This is a genomic window from Rhodothermus profundi (assembly GCF_900142415.1).
Taxonomy (GTDB): Bacteria; Bacteroidota; Rhodothermia; order Rhodothermales; family Rhodothermaceae; genus Rhodothermus; species Rhodothermus profundi.
This window is the reverse complement of the sequence record NZ_FRAU01000001.1, coordinates 237,451-259,628: the sequence shown is the minus strand read 5'-3', so window position 1 is coordinate 259,628 and position 22,178 is coordinate 237,451. Positions and strand designations below refer to the sequence as shown.

The 22,178-nt window shown below is 49.0% G+C and carries 15 protein-coding genes, 1 tRNA gene and 1 pseudogene; 15 read left to right on the top strand and 2 right to left on the bottom strand.

Features of this window, described 5'->3' with window-relative positions:
* The first annotated feature begins 31 nt into the window (after positions 1 to 31).
* Together BUA15_RS01085 and BUA15_RS01080 are read left to right on the top strand one after the other, a co-directional pair.
* Entirely contained in the window at positions 32 to 1,132 is a 1,101-nt protein-coding gene (locus BUA15_RS01085; protein ID WP_072714054.1) for a DHH family phosphoesterase, read from the top strand.
* Positions 1,129 to 2,634 carry a leucyl aminopeptidase gene (locus tag BUA15_RS01080; RefSeq protein ID WP_072714053.1) on the top strand — a complete coding sequence of 502 codons (1,506 nt, stop codon included), beginning with the start codon at positions 1,129 to 1,131 and terminating at the stop codon, positions 2,632 to 2,634. Before BUA15_RS01085 ends, BUA15_RS01080 begins: the two co-directional genes overlap by 4 nt.
* 359 nt (positions 2,635 to 2,993) lie before the next feature.
* Here the strand turns inward: BUA15_RS01080 and BUA15_RS01075 are convergent.
* Positions 2,994 to 3,067 (bottom strand) — tRNA-Arg (locus BUA15_RS01075).
* A gap of 396 nt (positions 3,068 to 3,463) precedes the next feature.
* On the opposite strand from BUA15_RS01075, the gene BUA15_RS01070 reads away from it, so the two are divergent.
* From BUA15_RS01070 to BUA15_RS01010, 13 genes and pseudogenes are all read left to right on the top strand, one after another.
* Entirely contained in the window at positions 3,464 to 4,714 is a 1,251-nt protein-coding gene (locus BUA15_RS01070) for a Wzz/FepE/Etk N-terminal domain-containing protein (protein ID WP_072714052.1), read from the top strand.
* Between the two features lie 132 nt (positions 4,715 to 4,846).
* Positions 4,847 to 5,983, top strand: coding sequence for a glycosyltransferase (locus tag BUA15_RS01065; protein ID WP_072714051.1), 1,137 nt, complete (start codon positions 4,847 to 4,849; stop codon positions 5,981 to 5,983).
* A complete protein-coding gene (locus tag BUA15_RS01060; protein ID WP_072714050.1) occupies positions 5,980 to 6,798 on the top strand; it encodes an FkbM family methyltransferase in 819 nt (272 codons plus the stop codon). The genes BUA15_RS01065 and BUA15_RS01060 overlap by 4 nt, the downstream gene beginning before the upstream one ends.
* Complete coding sequence (locus BUA15_RS01055) at positions 6,777 to 8,171, top strand: lipopolysaccharide biosynthesis protein (RefSeq protein WP_143149542.1); 1,395 nt, start codon at positions 6,777 to 6,779, stop codon at positions 8,169 to 8,171. The genes BUA15_RS01060 and BUA15_RS01055 overlap by 22 nt, the downstream gene beginning before the upstream one ends.
* Entirely contained in the window at positions 8,168 to 9,496 is a 1,329-nt protein-coding gene (locus tag BUA15_RS13560) for a hypothetical protein (protein ID WP_143149541.1), read from the top strand. The genes BUA15_RS01055 and BUA15_RS13560 overlap by 4 nt, the downstream gene beginning before the upstream one ends.
* On the top strand, positions 9,493 to 10,641 hold the full coding sequence (gene wecB, locus BUA15_RS01045; protein WP_072714047.1) for a non-hydrolyzing UDP-N-acetylglucosamine 2-epimerase: 1,149 nt from the start codon (positions 9,493 to 9,495) through the stop codon (positions 10,639 to 10,641). Before BUA15_RS13560 ends, wecB begins: the two co-directional genes overlap by 4 nt.
* Positions 10,642 to 10,686: 45 nt before the next feature.
* A complete protein-coding gene (locus BUA15_RS01040; RefSeq protein ID WP_072714046.1) occupies positions 10,687 to 11,865 on the top strand; it encodes a glycosyltransferase family 4 protein in 1,179 nt (392 codons plus the stop codon).
* Positions 11,866 to 11,998: 133 nt separating this feature from the next.
* Positions 11,999 to 12,862 carry a sulfotransferase domain-containing protein gene (locus tag BUA15_RS01035; protein ID WP_072714045.1) on the top strand — a complete coding sequence of 288 codons (864 nt, stop codon included), beginning with the start codon at positions 11,999 to 12,001 and terminating at the stop codon, positions 12,860 to 12,862.
* 5 nt (positions 12,863 to 12,867) lie between these two features.
* Entirely contained in the window at positions 12,868 to 14,070 is a 1,203-nt protein-coding gene (locus BUA15_RS01030) for a glycosyltransferase family 4 protein (protein WP_072714044.1), read from the top strand.
* Positions 14,071 to 14,180: 110 nt separating this feature from the next.
* Positions 14,181 to 15,197 carry an NAD-dependent epimerase/dehydratase family protein gene (locus BUA15_RS01025; protein ID WP_072714043.1) on the top strand — a complete coding sequence of 339 codons (1,017 nt, stop codon included), beginning with the start codon at positions 14,181 to 14,183 and terminating at the stop codon, positions 15,195 to 15,197.
* 300 nt (positions 15,198 to 15,497) lie between these two features.
* Positions 15,498 to 16,994, top strand: a complete 1,497-nt coding sequence (wbaP, locus tag BUA15_RS01020; protein WP_072714042.1) for an undecaprenyl-phosphate galactose phosphotransferase WbaP — start codon at positions 15,498 to 15,500, stop codon at positions 16,992 to 16,994.
* Entirely contained in the window at positions 16,981 to 18,423 is a 1,443-nt protein-coding gene (locus BUA15_RS01015) for a capsule assembly Wzi family protein (RefSeq protein WP_072714040.1), read from the top strand. Before wbaP ends, BUA15_RS01015 begins: the two co-directional genes overlap by 14 nt.
* A gap of 446 nt (positions 18,424 to 18,869) precedes the next feature.
* A pseudogene (locus BUA15_RS01010) lies at positions 18,870 to 19,190 on the top strand (LA_3696 family protein); the annotation flags it as partial.
* A gap of 498 nt (positions 19,191 to 19,688) precedes the next feature.
* Here BUA15_RS01010 and BUA15_RS01005 read toward each other — a convergent pair.
* Entirely contained in the window at positions 19,689 to 22,157 is a 2,469-nt protein-coding gene (locus tag BUA15_RS01005; RefSeq protein WP_072714038.1) for a TonB-dependent receptor, read from the bottom strand.
* Positions 22,158 to 22,178: the final 21 nt, after the last annotated feature.

Here is a 22,178-nt window from a genome sequence, read left to right as displayed (position 1 = left end):
TGGGCTTTTTTGGAGACCAGCAGAGGTTTGTATGTCTACCCGCAGGGCCATTCTACATTGCTTCCGCAAGCATCAACGTTTTGTGCTGACCACGCACATCAGGCCTGATGGCGATGCCCTGGGCTCCCAATTGGCCCTGGGACGGTTGCTTCAGAAGCTGGGCCGTGAGGTGTATCTGATCAATAGCGATCCCCCTCCGTCTAATTTGACTTGGATGCCGGGCATCCATCAAATCGAGGTGTTTACTGGAACGCTTGCTCAGCGTGAACGCATTGACCGGGCCGATGTCATCTGCGTGCTCGATACAAATGCGCTGGATCGGTTGGGCAATCTCGCTTCGGCTGTGGAGGCCAGTCGGGCCCGTAAGCTGTTGATTGATCACCACACCGCTCCGGAAAACTGGTTCGATTTGCAATATGTGCGCGACACGGCCTCTTCAACAGGCGAACTGGTTTACGAGTTGGTGCGCGCGATGGATCCTGATCTAATTGACCGGGAGCTGGCTACGGCGTTGTATGTGGCGATCATGACCGACACCGGGTCGTTTCGCTTCAACACCGTAACGCCTGCGGTGCATCGCATTGCCGCCGATTTGTTGGCGCGCGGGCAGCTCAGCACGGAAGCCATTCACAGTGCCATCTTTGACACGCGCACGCCCGAAAGCATGCGTCTGTTGGGGTTGGCGCTGCGTAATTTGCAGCTACGCTATGAGGGGAAGGTGGCGTACATGGTGCTTGCTCGCCGTATGTTTAACGAGACCGGTGCCTCCACGGAGGACACGGAAGGATTTATCAATTATCTGCTGTCGATTCGTGGGGTGCGTGTGGCGTTGCTGTTTACGGAGATTGAAAAAGGCATCAAAGTAAGCTTTCGATCCAAAGGAGATTATCATGTGAACGCCTGGGCTCGGGCTTTTGGAGGCGGTGGACATCGCAACGCAGCGGGTGCCTTTGTAGAGAATACGTCGCTGGAGACTCTGGTGGATGCGGTGTTGGCAGCTGCGCCTCGTTATGTACCTCAGTTAGAGGCGGACGCCTCCAACAGGGTCTCGGGCACCCTTTCTTCGGAAGATGCGTCGTATCTTTCAGCACTCCTGAATCAGAAGTCGCAAGCATCCTCTACAGCGTCATGAAAGTCTCGGTCACTACCATCCCGCTGAATGAGCTGGATATTGATCTGCTCCTGGTACCGGTAGCGGAAGGGGCTGCCGAGGCAACCCTGAACGCCCTGAGCGAGCAGTTTGGCGAGATCGTTCTGCGCGCTGCAGCCGACTTTACCGGCGCGCCGGATGAACTCATCTGGTTGTATCCAGAAAGCGGTCGGGCTCGACGGTTGGCGTTGCTGGGTATGGGACCGGCGGAACGCATCGATTTAGAACGGTTGCGTCGCATGGCGGCCTGCGGTGCTGAACTGGCTCGGGATCGCAAGGTAGCCACGGCTGCTATCGTGCGGCCTCGCACAGCTATTGATCCTGAGCCGGCCAGTCAGGCGCTGGTAGAGGGATTCATGCTGGCTGCCTATCGCTTTACGCGGTACAAGACGGATGCAGGGGAGCTGCGTGATATTGAGCGGCTTGTCATTCACGAAACCAGTGAGGATGAGAAAGCTAGCCGTCGAGGGGCTGAGCGCGGCCGCATCATAGCCGAGTGTGTAATGACGGCGCGCGATCTGGTCAATTTATCCCCTGACGAAAAGACCCCGACCAAGTTTGCGCGTCTTATTGAACAGTCGGCTAAAAAGTATGGCTATGAGGCCGACGTGTGGGACAAGGCTCTGATCGAAGAGGAAGGAATGGGGGGCCTGCTGGCTGTCAACCGGGGTAGCCCGGAACCGCCCACGTTTACGGTGCTGACCTGGCATCCAGAAAACGCCCTGAATGAGCGGCCGGTAGTGCTGGTAGGCAAGGGCGTGGTCTTTGACACAGGCGGACTGTCGCTCAAGCCAACCAAGGACAGCATGGATTATATGAAGTCGGACATGGCTGGGGCGGCGGCCGTCGTGGGGACTATGGAAGCGCTGGCCCGCCTGAAGATTCCGCTGTACGTAGTCGGTTTGATTCCTGCCACAGATAATCGGCCTGGCGAAAACGCCTATGTCCCCGGCGAGGTGATCCGCATGCATTCAGGGAAGACGGTTGAGGTGCTCAACACGGATGCCGAGGGACGGCTGATTCTGGCCGATGCGCTTTCCTATGCGCGCACGTACCGTCCGATCCTCGTGATTGATCTGGCCACGCTGACGGGCGCGCAGGTCGTTGCACTGGGAACGGAGGCGGCCGCTGTGATGACCAACAGCATGGAGGGAGCGGAAGAGCGGTTGCAGGCAATGGTGGCTGCCGGGGAGCGCAGTGGGGATCGCGTCCATCCATTGCCGATGTATGAGGAGTATGCCAAGCTGCTGGAAAGTGATGTGGCGGACCTGAAGAATATTGGAGGACGCGAGGCGGGTTCTATTACGGCCGCTAAATTCCTGGAGCATTTCGTGAGCTATCCCTGGATTCACATTGATATGGCGGGTCCGGCCTTCTTGAAGGAGCCGAAACCGTATCGGCCCAAGGGCGGTACGGGCTTTGGCGTTCGGCTATTGGTTGAGTTCTTGCGTGACTACGCTTCGCCTCGTCGCTTTTCAAGCTGACCCGCTTGCTGTCAGACGACGCAAACTTTGCCTGTCCGTTCTTCCCGGTCCGGGCAAGAGCGGACAGGTTTTTTTATGATGACGGGCGCAGCGCCGGACAGAAAAATTTTTCCACAGGTGGTTACACCAGAAAGCATTTGGTGTCTATAGAGGCAGAAGCACGTCCGGCGAGACTTGCGTCTGCGGCACGTCCCCGCAAGTCTCGACACACATGGTGGGGCAGCCGGCGCGGCTCCGGAAGGGGCTGCGCCGGTTTTTTTAGGAGTGGACTCATGCGCCCTGGATTCCTGTGGACGGGGCATGTGTAGATGCAGCAATGGGGAGAGGGGCTGGGCGCTAAACGAGCGCGAAGCGCCTTGTGCCCACGGCAGGACTCGAACCTGCGACCAACGGCTTAGGAAGCCGCTGCTCTATCCAACTGAGCTACGTGGGCTTCTATTAAGTGGAGGATATGGATTAACCTCTCGTGTAACGCAGCGCAGGCCGATTGGCTTCCTGCTTCAATGAATTCCTCTGCAAAAGATAGGCGGGCTAGCTAGTATACTCAGTTAAGGGAAACTAATGAGTGGGAAACAACAGGGTAGATCTGCTTGAGAGAAGACGGGCTTTTTTGTTCGTGATATCTGATGCTTGGTAGTGCAGGCGCAAAAGACACCTTTGAGCGGAAAAAACGCACTGCTTGCGGCAGCATTTGCCGAGCGACCATGGGGATCCGGTGAAAAGGAGAACGGGGCTTTCCTTCTTGGAGGCAATGTTATAATTTTTGCCCTGTCAGGTCCGATCTTTGTAGCGGGGCCCTGGCTGAAATGCGAGCGCGTTCCCACCCACGATGAGCACGCCCGATACTCCGGAACATCCCACTTCCGGTACGCCTTCGGTGCCGCCTGGCGGAGGGCCTTACTATGGCCAGCCCGAAGAGGATGAAATTTCGTTGTTGGATCTGGGTGTGGTCATTGCCCGCCAGCGTCGGGTGATCATGCTCAGTGTGCTCATCGCCATGGTGGTAGGGGTAGTAGTTGCCCTTCTTTCTCCTAAGACGTACGTGGCCGAGGCCAAGCTGGCGCCCAGTAGTTCAGGTGCAGCTGGAGGGGCGTTGTCGGCGTTGCGGTCTTTCGGGTTAAACCTGGGCGAAGACGAAGTTATCAGTCCCAGCGTATATCCTGACATTGTCCAGAGCCCGGACTTTTTGCTGGCGCTGGCCCGCGATACCTTTTACATTGCCGAGGAGGGACGGGCCATGACGCTGGTGGAGTACTATGGCCGGGAGAGCTGGCTAGCCCGGTTGAATCCGCTGCGCTGGTTGCGAGGAGGTAAGGGGGAGCCTGTGCAGGATCTCTACTCGGGTGAGTTAATTCTGCCTACGGAGGAAGAGTACGCGGCGATCAAGGAGTTACGTGAGGTGCTTAGCGCTTCGGAGAAAGTAGGGGGGGGATTGTTAAAAGAAGGGCCAGGGGTAATCACAGTTCGAGCGGAGACGAAGGATCCGTATTTATCGGCAGCTATTGTGCGGCGTGCGATAGATCATCTCCAAACAGCGATAAATCGGATCAAGACTGAGAAGGCGCGGCAGGACCTAGAATTTCTTGAACAGAAGTTTGCGCAGGTGGAGGCCGAGCTGCGTCAGGCCGAGCAGGAGCTGGCGCGCTTTCTGGATGCCAACCGTAATCCGCAGACGGCTCGGCTGCGGGCTGAGATGGAGCGATTGCAGCGGCAGGTAAGCTTCAAGGAGCAGTTGTACCGGGAGCTTCAGTTGCAGAAGACGCAGGCTGAGATTCAGGTGCAGAAGGAGGCGCCGGTGCTGAGCGTGGTGCAGCCGCCGGTTCCTCCTGATGAAGCTACAGGTACAAGCCGTAAGTTGATAGTGTTGCTGTTTTTGTTTGTGGGGGTATTTGTGGGAGTAGGGCTCGCCTTTGTGAATCACTGGCTTTCCCAGGCGCCAGCTAATGAGGAGGAACGCCAGAAGATTGAGGAGGTGCGAGCTCTCTTTCGTCCGAGCACCTGGTGGCGTGAAGTAAGGGCACTGGTGAATGGACGGAAGAGTAACGAGGAGAGGTCGTCAGCAATTCTTTCCCAGCATTAATGATATTTAAATAAATATATAAGTTTTGTGGAAAGCTCCGATGTTTTCTTGATCTGCATTACATGGTAATGAGTTAGTTAGGTCATGATAATATATTTTGATACAGAGTGGGAGGGACATCATCCGCATCATATGGCCGTGGTTGCGCGTTATGCGCTTAAATTTCAGCTTTGTGATAAGGTTCTGTTTGCTGTACCAACTGAATTGCAAGAGCGGGCTTTTAAGTTCTTAGTAGATGAAGATAAAACAAAGTTACATTTTTTTCAGATTAACAACGAGGATGAGTTTAAGAAGATAAGGTATGTAAAAAATAGATGGGTTAAACATCTTCTTGGCTGGCGGCTTGGTTGTAGGATAGCATATCAACAAAATGCAGATGTGCTGTTCTTTGCAGTTATGGATGATGTGCTATTGGGTTCTGCGTTTGATCCTGTACGCTATTCTGGCTTCACAATTTCTGGCTTGATATTTCGGGCATCTATGCATTATCAGGAGATGCGTAATGGGTTTGTCTCTTCTGCTCGTGAATTTATAAAATCTGTAACAGTATACCGAACTTTGAAGCGAAGAGATTTTGTTAAATTGTTTACTTTAGATCCATATTTTGCGGAGTTTGCGAGAAATAATATTGTAAATGGATATAAAGTGGAATTTTTGCCAGAGCCATATGATTTACCCGATGTGCATTTTGATTCAAATTCAGAGAGGGAACAGGGAAAAATTCGATTTTTGTTTTATGGTTCTATGCAGCGGCGTAAGGGAATTGAGCCATTACTTGATGCTTTAAAACTTCTTCCTTCTTCTGTTAAAGAGAAAAGCGAGTTTCGGTTTTGTGGGGAAGGGCCCATGGTGCCATTTATCCAAAATCGTAAAAAAGAGCTTCTAGCAGAAGGAATTAACATTACAGTGGAGGCACGATATTTATCTCAGTGTGAACTTGATGAAGAGATCAAGAAAGCAGATGTTATACTTGCTCCTTACTTAAATCATATAGGTTCCAGTGGAGTCTTGGTAACAGCAGCAGCTTATCATAAGCCTATTCTCTCTCAAAATGCAATGATGATAGGCAGGGAGCTACAGAGATACCGACTGGGGGAAGCGGTAGATACGCATGACCCGGCAGCTATTGCCGCGGCAATTATACGTCTGTGTGAAGGAGGTATAGATAAAATTCGACGTACTGCTGATTTTGAGGGTTATCTCCAGCGTCATGGAGAGGAAAAGTTCGCTCAGAAGATATTAAATCTGATCCAGGAGAATAATACATGAGAGGAAATATACTGGCGCATATTCGGAAAGCACTAGTGCATTTGGTAACAGAGCTTGCTGGGGCAGGATTAAATCGTCCCCTTACTATTAAGGTATGCCATCGCATGTTGCTTCGTGCTTTTCGAAAGAAAAAAAGTGGGCATCCTTTTGAATTACCAGAGTATCGTTTTTTGGCAAAAATTGTATTGGATGCTCATCGTAGTAGAGCACAACTCTTTCAGGATTTATGGGTGCTTTATGAGCTGAATGATAAGCGGGGAGGCTTTTTTGTTGAATTTGGTGCGGCTGATGGATTGTATCTGAGCAATACCTGGCTTTTGGAAAAAGAGTATGGATGGCGTGGTATTCTGGCAGAGCCGGCTCCGTATTGGCATAAAGCACTTCGAAAAAATAGATCAGCTATTATTTCAACTGCTTGTGTTGCCGGTCATACAGGAATGAAAGTAACTCTGTATGTTCCAAAAACCAGTGCAGAATATGCAACAATTTGCCATAACTTTGATAAAAGTATTCATTCTGATCATTTTGATTCGTATGATCAAATAGAAGTTGAGACTATCTCACTAAATGATTTATTGCATAAATGTGAAGCTCCAGAAGAGATTGATTATATCAGCATAGATGTAGAGGGAAGTGAACTGGAAATTTTGAAGAATTTTGATTTCGATAAATATAAAGTTTATCTATGGTCTATTGAGCATAATAATGATATTGATCGAGAAACAGCCATAGATAAAATTATGAGCGCTCATGGTTATGAACGTTGCTTTCGGGAGTTTTCACTTTTTGATGCATGGTATCGGTTAAAAAGATGAAAGAGCTTGGTAAGTGGACGAGCGGTAATTTGCGACGGGCCTGGGAGAGAGGATTTGGACAGGTATTAGGCCGGGGGATTGGTATAGGAGCCTTGACTGGTCTTCTTTCCCGAGGGGTAGGAATTCTTGTTCAGATCTTTGCTATGCCAATAGCACTTCATGCGCTAGGGGTGGATCGTTTTGGCGTCTTTCTGATGCTAATGGGACTTGCCCAGTGGGTGACTCTTGGCAACTTTGGCATGAGTGATGCGCTGACGCGTTTTGTGGCAGGGGGTGAAGCCAATGATGCAGAGAAGTTGGGGGATTACCTGGGGGCAGCGCTGACTTTTTCTTTAATCTTTGGGACTTTTTTGGCTTTAGTGTGTGGTGGGATTATTCTTGGATGGCTTCAAAGTAAGGCGACATTATCGGCGCTACCCTGGTCAGAGGTTCTGGAAGCATCAGTTATTCTGCTTGGTCTGATGATGGTTAAGACTATAACAGCGACATTTCAAGGGGTTCAGGTTGGACGTCTTAAAAGCTACAAGGTCAACTTATTTCAAATTGTAGGTAAGCTGTGTGTTATAGGATTGCTGGCCATTGCCGCATTCGCGAAGGCTGGATTATCAGGTTTTGTTGCTGCCATGGTTGGAGGGTTACTTGTGGGCGATGTGCTCAATGCATATGATGTCATGAAGCAAGTATATCCTCGGTTTAAAAATATATGCAAGAAAAATTACATAAAATTAAAGCTTATTCTAAAAACTGGATTATCGTATAGTATCATAAACTTTGTGGCATTTGGAACAACAGGATTTCTGGTTTTTCTAGTGGGTGCTTTAGCCGAGCCTAGTGAAGCGGCTCGTTTTGGACTTTTAATGCGTTTGTGGGTGATGATTACAAGTTTGCTGGCAATTATAAATCTTCCTGTTTGGCCTGCTTTTCTTGATGCTTTTCGAGAGAATGATTGGCAATGGTTAAAGATATCTATTAAAAGGCTATTAATGCTTGAGGTGAGTGTCGGATTAGTTATAGCAATGAGTATTGGGGTGGGTGTTTCGCAGATTTTGCATTTGTGGGTTGGAGAATATTTTGAGATATCTTCAAAGGAGGCATGGTTCTTTGCATTGGCACTCTTCCAGGCAATCTGGGCATATTGTTGGGGAATTATTCTGATGGGTCTTCAAAAAGAGAAAGTAGTTGCTGTCACCCATCTTATTCGTTTCGTTATTATCGTAACTACAGGCATCTTCATGATTCCCCAGATGGGCGCTAACGGAGCAATAGTCGCTTTAGGTGGTGCGTACTTTGTTGCAGAGACATTCATTTTACCATGGATAGGCTTGACAGCGCTCCAGCGGCGCATTATAAAAACTTCAGGGGCGAGGCTATGACAGGAGCTGTCAGCCACGAAATAATAATCGAATCGCAAAGTAAGATTACCAGATTGTCCAAGAGGGCTAATCCGTCGATATTAGGTCGTACGCTGGTGGCTTTCTTTCTGATTGGATTACACGCTAATCCATTTGAGATGTGGCAACCTATCCCATTTTTACTTTCAATGTTTGCAGGTGGGTTTTTGTTGTTACTTCATGCGGAGTCAATTCCTAAGAAAGAGATAAAATGGATCAGTGTTTTTCTTTTGATGGCATTAATCTCTACCATTTTAGCACCTCGACCAGAGTATCTTTTAGCAAGAATACGTAGCTTAAGTTATCTGGTAGCTTCAGTGCTTATTGCTTTTGCTCTGTATATAGAACTGAAGCGTTGGCCAAGAAAAACACTTGCTCGTTGGGCTGGAGGAGCAGCGCTGATTTTGCTAGTTGGGGCAACATTAGAAGTAGTGTTTGAACCCGTCAAAACAGCTAGTGATGCCTATCGCTTTATTAACTTCCGTTTACCTTATGCTAATGATGAACGAGATTTACTTTATCATGGAGCTATTAGACCGAAATTTTTCTCTTCAGAGCCTTCTTATTTAGGCAAGCATTTTGCTGTAATGCTTATATGCTGGCTATTCGCAACCAATCAGAAAGGACGTTTTCTACTTTTTATGCTTGCTACGGCTATAGCGGTTTTTGTCATGCGTAGTCCAACTTTGTTGCTATTGCCTATAGCAGCAGCCCTTTATCTGGTTTCCTCTTTCAAAAGAGGAAAAGGAATTTTGAAAATAAATTTTAAATTGCTTCTGGGAATAGTCGCAGCTATTACTGTAGTGGTAGTGTATATTATACTATTCTGGGATGTGATTGGGACACGCTTAGCTCAGATTGTGTCGGGTGAAGATCAAAGTACAGCTGTCCGCCTTATAATTTCATTTGCTATAATTCCCAAACTTCTTGTTTTTAATCCTGTTACGGGAATTGGGGTTGGAGGGGCAGAGGCTTTTGCAGAAGATGTCATTTTAGAGAGTTACTCCGGAATTGCATTAATCAGACAAATGGCCGCTGCTGGGCGGCTTGAGTATCTTATAATGAATTCAATCGCTCAATTCATCATAACATTTGGATTGTTGGGAGGAGCAGTAGCGCTGTGGAGTCTGATAAAACTACAGCAAGTCAGTTCCAGAAAAAGAGGCTTCTTATTTTGGATGTTATTACTTGCTTTCGCGCTTACTGAAGGAGCGCTTAATGGTCTGAAATTGTGGTCGGTTTTCTTTGTGTTGCTTGTTTACTCGAGTGTATTTCAAACAACCAAGAATGCGATAAGAAGAAAATGAAAGCAGTGTACACTGTGTTTTGTGTTGTCGGAACACGACCTGAAGCTATTAAGATGGCACCCGTTATACAGGCGCTTCAAGAAAGCGGCTGTTTTAAGCCTGTTGTCTGTTCTACTGGTCAGCATCGGGAAATGCTGTATAGCACTTTAGAGATGTTTGACATTGTACCTGATATTGACCTCCAAGTGATGCTTCCCAATCAGAGATTATCAGATTTGACGGCCAGAATATTAACGCGTATAGATGATGCAATGGGAAGTGTAAATCCTGATTACGTCCTTGTGCAGGGTGACACTACATCAACTATGGCCGCTGCTATTGCTGCATTTTATAGAAAAATCCCTGTTGGTCATATTGAGGCTGGCTTACGCACGAGAAATCTGCATGCTCCCTTTCCTGAGGAAGCAAATCGCCGGATTGTAAGTGTAGTTGCTGATTATCATTTTGCTCCAACACAAGCCGCTCGTATCAATCTTTTATCAGAAGGAGTAACAGACGATCGGATTTTTGTAACAGGTAACACTGTTGTAGATGCTCTTTTATGGATGGCAGAGCGTATTAAAAAGGATAGTGTATTAGCACGACAGATGGAAGCAGCTATTCCTGCTTTGAAACGCTGTCGAGAAGAGGGGCGTAAATTAATTTTGGTGACAGGGCATAGACGAGAGAATTTTGGAGAAGGATTTGCAAATATTTGTAAAGCAATAAGTCAAATTGCAGAGCGGAAAGATGTTGAGATTGTATATCCTGTACATCTAAATCCTAACGTTCGAGGTCCCGTGTATCAGATGCTTGGGAATTATCCCAATATTTCTCTTATTGATCCGGTAGACTATCGATGGTTTGTAGGACTCATGTTACGCTCCTATCTTATATTGACTGACTCGGGAGGAGTGCAAGAAGAGGCGCCAGTGCTTGGTAAACCTGTATTAGTTATGCGACAAGTGACGGAGCGAGAGGAGGCTGTTAAAGAAGGAGTTGTAAAGCTTGTCGGGACAGACGTTAGGCGTATTGTAACTGAAACAACTAGATTGCTTGATGATAAAGCATTCTATGCTCAAATGAGCAGATCTGTATTGTGTTATGGAGATGGATACGCAGCACAGAGAATCGTTGGTATTTTATCATCTGTAAACGATAAATAAAATTGTATTTGTGCATTTTGTGATTGGGGAAAACAGTAGAATCCCATGCGTATTGGCTTAGTAACTGCCCATCGGTATCCTACGCCCCGAGAAATTCGTTTGACAAAGCTAGCTTATAGTTTAGATAGAATGGGGCATGAATGTATTGTATTTTGTCCTGGACATTCTGATGATAAGGAACATGACCTGTTTGATTATGGTCGTATTCTGAGAAGAATATCTGCGGCCAGGCCATTTTCGAAGATCAAGCACATATCTATTCCGTTTAACCCAAGTTGGACGCATTGGCTAGAGCAGGTTTTCCAGGCTGAGAAATTGGATCTTGTGATTACTCGAGATTTACGGCTTAGCCTACCGGCTATTACTGCTGCGCATCATTTAGGTATACCTGCTATATTGGACATTGCAGAGCATTATCCAGGATTGATGCAGATTGTATCAAAAGGCATCCTGGCTGATGTGACGTACCGCAATCCATTACTAATTGCCTGGCTTGAACGTTTTACAATTCAGGCTGCCGATCAGGTTTGGGTAGTATGTGAAGAGAATGCTCATCGACTGCGACCTTATGCTAAGGAATTAAATGTGATTGAAAATTATCCGCTTCTTTCAGAGATATCTCAAACTGATTACTGTCAGCATCGGCCTTATGGTCTCGCTAGTGATCCTGTGCGGATTGTCTCTTTTGGGCTTATTAATGAAATTCGTGGTCTTGACCTTGCGATCGATGCCTTTGCTATAGTGCACCGCCATTTACCAGCTACACGATTGGTTATTTTTGGGGACGGCCCGTTGCGTCCTACTCTTGAAAAACGAGCTCATGAGCTAGGAGTAGCATCAGTTGTAGAGTTTAGAGGCTTTGTTTCTCCAACAATGCGTTATCGTGCTATGAGTGAAGGGGATATTGGTATCATATTTCATCGCGTATGTGAACTTACAAATCATACAATGCCAAACAAGATTTATGACTATTTAAGTGTGGGGTTGCCTGTATGTGCAACACCTATGAAGCCTGTGGTTCGATTTGTTAATAAGGAAGGGTGTGGTATAATTGTCGAGGAAGATCCTCATAAAGTTGCGGAAGGTCTGATGACACTTATTCTAGATCATGAAAAGCGGAAACGTATGGGAGAAGCGGGACGTAATGCCATAAGGGAACGTTATTTCTGGGAGTGTCAGGAAGATCTTCTCGAAAATATCATTACAAAGGTTATGAGTAAATGATAAATTGTTGATAATCTTCATAATTTGAAGATAGAGAACTCCAGGGTCAACGACAAATTATTTGTAAAATGGTTTTAATTGAAATAAATTGTGAGATCAATCACTTGAATCAAACTAGAAACTAGATATATCTATGTTGGAATATTTTCTGAATCATAAAAATTCAATAATTAGAAAGGGGGTTGCTTATACTTTACAAACGATAAAGATCCCCTTTCGCTTTGCTTGTACTTCTTCTCTCTATAAAGTAAAACCGCCAATTATTGTGAATTCTATTCCTAAAAGTGGCACCCATCTGCTATTGCAGATTGCCCGTTCAATACCTCAAACTATATACCTGGGTGGTTTTATTGCACATGCCTGGTCTGTAACCTTAAGAGAGCGTTCAGTATGGGAATTATTGTTGCGAATAAGAATGCTTGTGCCTGGAGAAGTTGTGGGAGCTCATATAAAATATGATACTAAAATTGAAAATCTAATTAGGAAAATGAATTGTATTCATCTGTTCATCTATAGAGATCCTAGAGATATTGTTATTTCAGAGGCTGTATATCTAACGGAGATGAATCGATGGCATCGTTTACATAAGTTTATGTGTAAATTAGACTCTTATGAAGATAGAATAAGAAGTTTGATAGAAGGAATTCCTGGAATATATGGTGATATAAGTGAACGGCTACGTGGTTTTATTCCATGGATAAATAGTAAAGATTGTATTTGTATTCGCTATGAAGATCTGCAAGGAGATAATCGTAAGAATGTGTTGAAGTATATTGCCAGAAGAATAGTGGAAAAGACATCTGCTTATGGAACCGTAGATGAATTGGTGAAAAGAATGGAGTCCGGAATTAATCCCCAAAAGTCCCATACATTTCGTGAAGGAGGAGTTCAAAAGTGGAGAAGTCGTCTATCTCCCGATAATTTACTTCTTCTTGAAAGTCTTGCTCACTCAGAAATAAGAGCTTTGGGGTACGAACTGGCAATCAAGGAGGTTTAGAGACTATGTTGAAAATTTTGATCAATGATCACTGTGGCCATCCTTTTCAAGTTCAGCTTAGCAGAAAGTTAGCTTCTCGTGGATATCAGGTGCTACATACTTTTACTGCAGAGCTTACAACACCACGTGGTGCGCTGGTTAGGCAAAAGGACGATTCGCCTACTTTCGAAATAACTCCTATAAAACTGGGAAAGGAATTTAATCGATATGGGCTGCTCGAACGTCTACGTCAAGAATATAAGCTGGGACTGCTCGTAGCAGAAAAAATAGCCCATTTTAAACCTGATGTTGTTATAACTTCAAATACTCCTTTAATTACATTGAAGGTTATTGACAAAATGTGTAAGAAATATAAAATAAATCGAATATACTGGGTCCAGGATTTGCTAGGCTTTGGTATTAAAGTCAACTTAAACAAGAAACTTCCTCTCATTGGTGGGCTGCTTGGCGAATACTTTGTGTGGCTAGAAAAATATCTTCTGCGACAGAGTGATGCTATTGTTGTAATTACTGAGGATTTTCTTTCTACCTGTGATCGGGCTGGTGTTACTCGTGATCGCGTAAGCGTAATCTACAACTGGGCACCGCTGGATGAACTGCCCGTTCTTGATAAGAAAAATGCATGGACACAGGATCATGGAGTAGTGCATACTTTCAATTTTTTGTATTCAGGAACGTTAGGTATGAAGCATAACCCTGATCTGCTGATAGAATTAGCCCAGCACTTTAAATGTGAGCCGACCGTACGGATTATTGTGGCCTCCGAAGGTATTGGCGCAAACTATCTCAGCAAAAAGAAAAAAGAACTTGCCTTGAATAACCTCATGCTATTGCCCTTCCAGGATTACCATCAATTACCTCGAATGTTAGCTGCGGCTGATGTACTGGTAGCTCTGCTAGAACCTGATGCCGGTGTCTTTGCCGTTCCTTCTAAAGTATTAACCTACCTGTGTGCGGGCAGGCCGCTATTGCTGGCGGTACCTCCAGAAAACTTGGCAGCGCGCATTGTCTCTGAACACGGAGCAGGCAAAGTAGTGCCTCCCAATGATCCCAAAGCTTTTGTGGAAGCTGCCTGGACGCTGTATAAAAATGCCAACCTGAGGAAAGTAATGGCCAAAAAAGGACGAACGTACGCCGAAGAACATTTCGATATTGAACAGATTGCAGACAAATTTGAGACAATTATTAAGTGTGCTGTTAAGATTTGATAAAGAGTGGTTATCCTGGAGGGAATGTGGTGTCCCTTTTGTAGGAACACTCCTTGCACTGGAAAATCCGGGTCATCAGCACCTTCTTAACAAACCAGAGGAGCAAAGCTATGGCGCAGAAAACCGCAATCGTGTGTGGTGCCGGTGGATTCATCGGCGGACATCTGGTAAATCGTCTGAAAGATGAAGGTTACTGGGTCCGAGGTGTGGATCTAAAGGAGAACGAGTGGGGCAACATGAACGCTGATGATTTCGTGCTGGGAGATTTGCGCGATCCACAGGTATGTGCCCGTCTGTTCGATCGTCCCATTGATGAAGTTTATCAGCTTGCAGCTGATATGGGCGGCGCAGGCTACATTTTTACAGGCGAACATGATGCGGATGTGATGCACAACTCAGCATTGATCAATCTGAACATGGCTAAGCTGTGTGTGGAGCACAAGGTGAAGAAGGTCTTCTATTCATCATCCGCATGTATCTATCCCGCCTACAATCAACAGGACCCCAATAATCCCAAGTGCTCCGAGGATTCTGCCTATCCAGCTATGCCTGACAGCGAGTATGGGTGGGAAAAATTGTTTAGCGAACGGCTTTACCTGGCCTTTATGCGTAATTATGGCCTGAATGTGCGCATCGCCCGCCTACATAACATCTTTGGACCCCAGGGAACCTGGCGAGGAGGACGAGAAAAGGCTCCAGCCGCAATTTGCCGGAAAGTCGCGATGGCAAAAGACGGTGATGAAATCGAAATCTGGGGAGATGGTAATCAAACACGGTCTTTTCTCTACATTGATGAGTGCATTGAAGGAATCCGTCGTCTTATGGAGTCAGATTTTCCGGGGCCTGTAAACATTGGCTCCGAGGAAATGGTGACGATCAATCAACTGGTGGACATGGTCTGTGAAATTGCTGGCAAGCGTCTGAAAAAACGGCATGACCTGACCAAACCGCAAGGCGTCCGTGGACGTAATTCTGACAATCGGTTGATTCAGGAGAAATTAGGCTGGGCACCGTCGATGCCGCTAAAGGAAGGCTTGAAACGTACCTACGCATGGATTGAGGAGCAGGTGCGCCTATGGCTAGCAGAAGAAGCTCAGAAAAAAGCTCTTGAGCAGGCTGCCGTATAAGATTAACAATCTAACTCCGAACCCATGAACGCAAAGCACTCCGGCGAGCAAGCTCTCGCCGGAGTGCTTTTTTGAAGAGTCTTTACTCTTTGTGGCACTTTTTTGGCCCTTCTGCCCAATAGTCTTGCCTTTCGTTTTTTTGAAAGGTTTGTGTGCAGGTTATGCGTAAGGGCGAATGATGTCTATGTAGGAAAAAACTTCCGGACCTTGTAAACATCCTCGCAATCGCGTATGTTTGTTCCTGAATCTCGCTTAGAGACAGAACCCGCCCGGGAAAGCATGTCCAGCCACGCGTCGCCGATGGATGAAGGCGCCGCCGGAGTTGAAGTGTTAGTAACGTCGCCTGCCCCAGGCGACGTTACTGCTACAGACTCTGCTCATCAGTTCATACATCTGGGGCGTCGTAAGGCGCTGCTATATCATCGTCGCCGCATAGGGGATGCGCTAATTCTGGCTGTAGGAGAAGGATTAGCTCTCCTGGCGGCCCTTGGGCTTGCATATCATCTCGATCTCTGGTTAACCGGTGCAGCTTCCTGGCCTGTGTGGGCGTGGGGGTTCCCTGTACTCTGGTGGGGAATTGCTGCCTTCAGCCGCCTGCTGCCAGGTTGGGGGCTGGGTGCCGCTGAAGAATTACGTCGGATGACGCTCGGCTTGGTTACGCTCTTTGTCGGGACCGCAGCGCTGCTCTTTCTAGCAAAACAAGCAGAAACAGGTCGTATGTTGTTGGCAATGGGAGGCCCTTTGGCACTGGTTATGCTCCCTGCCACCCGGGCATTTATTAAGTACATATTAGTGCGCCTGAATAAATGGGGCGTACCTGTGGTTATCTATGGATGTAACGGAACGGTCAAGGAATTATGCGCAGCGCTTCGCAATGAGCGGGCTATTGGATACAATCCTGTGGGAATATTTCACGGAAGTCCGGAACTCTGGGGTGAAAAAATCTGGGGGATCCCAGTCCTGGGGGGGTTAAATCAGAATACTGATGAAGTACCCGTTGCGCTGCTTATTGGAGAGGGATTGAACAAAAAGCTACTGGAAAAACTGCTTGACGGACCGCTTAGCCTTTATCGGAGGGTTATTTTTATTCCATCCTTGCCCGACAGTCTACCAATCCTCGGGGTACGATCGTGCGGACTTGCCGGACGGCCAGCCTTTGAGATCAATCGGGAATTGACCGATCCAGTTGCGCAGGTGATCAAAAGATTATTTGATTTAGTATTTGTGGTGGGAACTCTTCCACTGTGGGCTCCCCTGATTGCAATAATTGCCCTGCTTATATGGCTGAGTGATCGAAAAGCACCTTTCTTTATGCATCAGCGCATAGGATATAAGGGGAGACCTATTCGGGTTATCAAGTTTCGCACAATGGTACCCAATGCCCAAGAGGTGTTGGAAACTTATCTGGAACAACATCCAGAGGCGCGTAAGGAGTGGGAGGAGAATTTTAAGCTTAAAAACGATCCGAGAGTTACAAGGATTGGAAAATGGTTACGCAAGTTTTCTCTGGATGAGTTACCTCAGTTGTGGAACGTGCTGCGTGGTGAATTGAGTCTGGTGGGGCCGCGGCCTATTGTTGAGGAGGAGGCAAGAAAGTATGGAGACAAGTTTGATCTTTATCTGAGAGTAAAACCCGGGGTTACAGGAATATGGCAGGTATCCGGTAGGAATGATACCTCCTATGAATATCGTGTTATGCTGGATTCTTTCTATGTGCGCAACTGGTCGATATGGCTGGACCTGGTGATTCTGATTCGTACTATTCGGGTTGTTCTGCAAGGACATGGAGCGTACTGAACGTCGCTGGCGAGCTGTGCACCTGCTCCTGGTGCTGGGACTAAACAGCACTAGCATAGTATGGGGGCAGGAGTCTTTATTACGGCATCTGATGGTAGAAACGGGACTGGTCGCCGCCACAGCCGACTCGCTGCCGCTCTGGCTGCATGCAAACCGCCTGGGCATGATCGACCCAGGCGGCACTAATGGGTACGTGCGGGTGCATGCCATAGCCAGCAAACATCTGGGGGGGACCTGGCAGTGGGAAGCAAGTGTTCAACTGGTAGGACGACGCTCGCCCCATCAGACGGTGTTTTTTCCAGAGCTGTACACGGAAGTAGCCAGTACGTGGATACGGTTCTGGATCGGTCGGCGAGTCTATGAGATCGGCGAAACGGCCGGTAAGCTGTCGATGGGATCTCTGGGGACCGGCCTCAACGCAACGCCACTGCCTAAAGTAGTGCTCGAAACGCCCGGATTTCTGACCGTTCCATGGACACGTGGACTCCTGGGCGTTCGCGCATATCTGGCCCATGGATGGTTCGATGATCCACGCCATACACGCGGAGCTTACCTGCACCAGAAGTTTCTTTATGGCCGGTTGCAGTTGGGAAAGTGGAGGTTTTATGGTGGGTTAGTGCATGATGTGCAGTGGGGCGGCACATCTCCTGTCTATGGGCCGCAACCTGATGGCATTGACGATTGGTGGCGTGTGTTCTGGGGCATGGGCGGTGCGCCGGATACGCCATTACCTGAACAGGTATACTACCAGGGTAACCACCTGGGTATCTGGGACGTGGGAGTGAAAGGACAGGTAGGGGCCATCAATCTACACATCTATCGGCATTTTCTTTTTAACGATAAGGATGGACTGAAACTGAAAAACCCTGGAGATGGTCTGTTAGGGATAGCGCTAACGTTTGAGAAGGGGACTATCTCACAGGTGGTGTATGAATACCTTTACTCAAAACGTCAAAGTGGACCAATTCCGCCTGGACCAACGGTGGGGCGAGGAGGGCCCGGAGGACAAGATAATTACTACAACCATTACATTTATCGTTCTGGATGGACCTACTACGGCCGCACGATCAGTAACCCGCTGTTCTTCCCTTATCCCAATGGGCAGATTGTAAATGCCGATCGCATTGCGAATAACCGCATTGTTGCACATCACGTGGGACTGTCAGGTGCGCTGCCAGGCATAGGGCACTATGTGTTTAAGGTGACCTATTCCCGCAATTATGGAACCTACAGAGCCCGTGATGCAGCACGTCAGGAAGGGGTCCCGTACTTCTATGAAAATGGGCCGCGGCAATGGAGCTGGTACATTGCCCTGTCACGGATGCTTTCAGAACAACTGACCTTGCGCATGGCAGTAGCCCGAGATCAGGGACGGGTATACCCCCGAAGCACTGGAGTGGAGGTGACGCTGCGCTGGCAGGGACGCTGACGCAGAAACCTGAAACAATTTGTTCAGGACAACGACGCGCCACGTTGCTTCGCACTTGACTGCAAGCGGCCTGGTAGTTTGTGGAGCCCCGGAGACATTGGTCCCGGGGCTTTTTGAGAGTAACACTCCGCGTTGCCTGATACCTGACTACAGGCGTGAATCTGATTCGGTGGACGCTGAATCCATAGCGTTATCCAGATGTTCTGCTTCTGCGCGGTGTTGTGCAGCCATTGCACAGCGGGATAAAACGAAGCGGAAAAGATGACTGCGGGCGCAGGGACGCACGCTGCTGCTGGCAGGTTCGGCTGCCGGCAACTGTCAGGACCCTTACTGTCGCATGGCAACAGCTGCTCCCCGGGAAGGTAGTGTGGGAGGGTAGCGATATGGACCAGGTGCAAGTGGAGGGGAACCTGTGAGCTATGAATTTCCAAACCAAATCCATCTTTCGCCGCGTGACGGAAGAAGGCAAGCGGCTGGAGTTATTGATTGCCCAGACGGAAAAACGCCTGGAAAACCGAATTACCGAAGAGGCGGCGAAACTGGACAACCGGATCACGGAGGAGGTGTCGCGTCTGGAGCAGCGTATCACGGAGGTGGAGGCACGTCTGGGACAGCACATCACGGAAGTAGAAGCGCGTCTGGACAATCAGTTTGCAGAGGTGAAAGTGGCACTCAGTGAGCGGTATGCGAGTCTGGTGCGCTGGATGTTTATTTTCTGGGCGGGACAGATCGGGGTGATTGTGGCGCTGTTTGCGCTGCTGCGGTAAAGGAGCTAGCAGAAAAGGCCTCCGGTGAGAATGGTTAGGCTCAAAAGGCCTTGCCAGACCGATCTTCCAAAAATGCGGAGGTAGAAGGATGGGCTTCGCGGTACCTGAAGATGGCACTGGGAAGGTGGTTTGGAATCGTGCGGCAGGGGGCATCAACGAGGAAGGTCTGCTCTGATTGGGCGTGGATAGCGCGGAGAAGCTATGTGCAGCAACTTACCACGATGACAGAACGGCCCGCTACGCGTACACGGTGTCAGTAGGGATTATTGGATCTAAGGGGGAGCCGAATGATCAATGATCATCTGGGCTGTTGGTTGTTGGTGGGAAATATCTGTTTGGTCGCAAGGACACTCTCGGGTCCATTGCGTGGGGCATCGAGAGGGCCTCGCGTGTAAGGCAGCAACCCGCCACAAGGCAGCGCTGCTATCTGCCGCTGATTTCTTATCTACGAAGCTATAGCAGGCGGCTTTACACCAGCCCACGCTCTTAACGCAATCCCTACTGCTGCATAAAGACGCCTTCGAGATCCTGAGGCCGGTCACTCTCTCTGTTTCCGCTCCACCGTCGATCGCGGCGTTGTGGTTGGCGCCCAAAGGTATACGTGAAGGTCAGAAATACCTGTTGCGCATTCCAGCTTCGATAAAAGCGCTGGTAGAACTGCTCATCTTCTCGTTCTGTCTGAATGCGCATGGTGTTGAACAGGTCGCTGATGCGCAGGCTCAGGCTGGCCCGTCGATCCAGCAATTGCTGCCGCACCGCCAGGGTGGCCATTGAGTGGCTGGAGATGCGGCCATTTTCAATGTCCATAGGAGCGCGGTAAAAGTAGAAAAACTGAAGCGACAGGCCCGGCCGTAGCTGTAGGGTTGCATTGAGACGGGTGCTCCAGCCGATCGCATCGCTGCCAAAGTCGGTGTCAACGTTACTCCCATCCGTTGTGACCCGGAAGAAGTTCAGGCTGGCGTGGGCGTTCAGCCACTGCCCCATTCGAAAGGTGCCGATGGTTTCCAGGCCCCAGTCGTTGCGGGACGCCAGATTCTTGAACGTAATGATAGAGGTGCCGCTTGCTGGGTCCAGCGTTTCGTACCAGCGGATAACGTCAACCGTGTAGCGGTAGTAAGGGGTCAGGGTAAGGGTAAAGGAGGAAGAGAGCCAGGAATAGCTGAATTCAAAGGCATGAGTGTATTCTGGATCGAGGTAGGGGTTACCCTGACGGCGAAAGAGTGGATCCCGCAGGTCACTTAAGGGATTGAGCTGCCAGGTGCGCGGGCGCCGAATGCGTTTACTGTAGCTCAGGCGAACCTGGTGCGTCTCTGTAGGACGAAAGCTTAAGAAGATACTGGGAAACAGGTTGAAGTAGCGTTGACGGTACGTTTCTCCCAGGGTTTTCTGCTCGAAGGCCGTATAGGCCTGTTCAATGCGGAGTCCGAGCTGCACGCCCCACCAGTCCTGGTCATAGTTCAGAATGCCATAGGCGGCATGGCGCTGAAGCGTGTAGCGGAAGGTGTTGGTGAGCAGTTGTGGGCTGTTGTCCTGAACGCGGTAAGTCTGGGCGTAGTCATTAACGTTTAAATCGCCTTTATAGCCGGCCTCCAGACGAAGTCGGGCGTTCAGGGGACGCATATAGTCAAGCTGAAGCGAGAGGGTCGAGCCATGTTCATCCTGGTCGTTCTGTTCGCGGCGCATCAGCGTCAGGGGATCACCTTCGCGTGAGAGCAACTGTTGGAGGTAGCGCTCCTCGTTATCGTCGCGTTCGCGCTCGTAGCGCAGCTCGGCCGTGAATTCATGGCGGGAAGGCGTAACGATCCGTCGGAAGAAAAGACGGACGTCGGTGTTCAGGTCGTTTCGATTACCGCTCATCTGGCGTTCATACTGCGAGGTTAGCGTCCGGGCAGCGTCCAGATTCTGATACAGGGCCCGGGTACTGGAATTGCCTCCGCGGAAGCTGAGCAGGGTTTGCAGGCCCAGGGATTGGTAGCGGCTCAGGCGATATTCCAGCGTGGTGTTCAGATTATGGGCATAACGCCCGCGCGTGCCACGGTCCAGCTGTTCCAGGTAAGAGAGGGGATCCGTATAGCGGTTTTCCCGAAATCGGGATCCTTCGATGGGACGCTCGCCGGTCCGAAAGCCATAGTTGGTCGTCAGATTGAGCCGGCCTCGCTGGTAGGTCAGAAGCCCTGAAGCATTGTAGGTATTCAGGGTGCCGATTCCCAGCGTCAGGCTGCCGCCTAGCCCGAGATCCCGATTCTGGCGTAGCACGATGTTAATCAGGCCAGCCATGCCGTCGGGTTCGTAGCGGGCGGAGGGGTTCGGAATAATCTCAATGCGTTCGATGGCATCAGCCGGTAGCCCTTCCAGAAAGCGAGTAAGCGCTTCGCCCTGCAGTGCGGAGGGGCGGCCATTAATCAGGATGGCTACGTTTTGATTGCCCCGCAGACTGATGTTCCCCTCAATATCTACTTCGACCGACGGGATGCTACGCAGCACGTCGACGGCCGCGCCGCCAATGCTGACCAGTTGATCGCGCGTATTGTAAACAATGCGATCGATGCCGATCTCTACAGCCGCACGTTCGGCCGTAACCTGCACTTCCTGAAGGTAAGCCGTGTCGGGCTTCAGGTGAATGATGCCCAGGTCGATGCGTAGTGCGTTGGGGGGGCGCAGGACAATAGATGAGAGCACCTGGCGCTGATAGCCAATGAAGCTAACTGTTACATAGTAGCGGCCTGGCCGAAGCCCTTCAATGGTAAAGCGCCCTTGCGCGTCCGTTACCGTACCCGTGACCAACGTGGAGTCGGCAGTGCGCCAGACGGCAACGGTGGCTGCTTCGATGGGTTGTTGGTGGGTAGCATCCAGTACCTGACCTGCGATGTGGGTAGGTAGCCGTCTGCCCTGAAATGGTCGGTCCTGCGCCCAGGCGTATCCGTATACCAGACTGCTCAGCAATAAGCCCCAGAAGACGGTGCGCATGTTGGATCCTTTTGCGTTGGT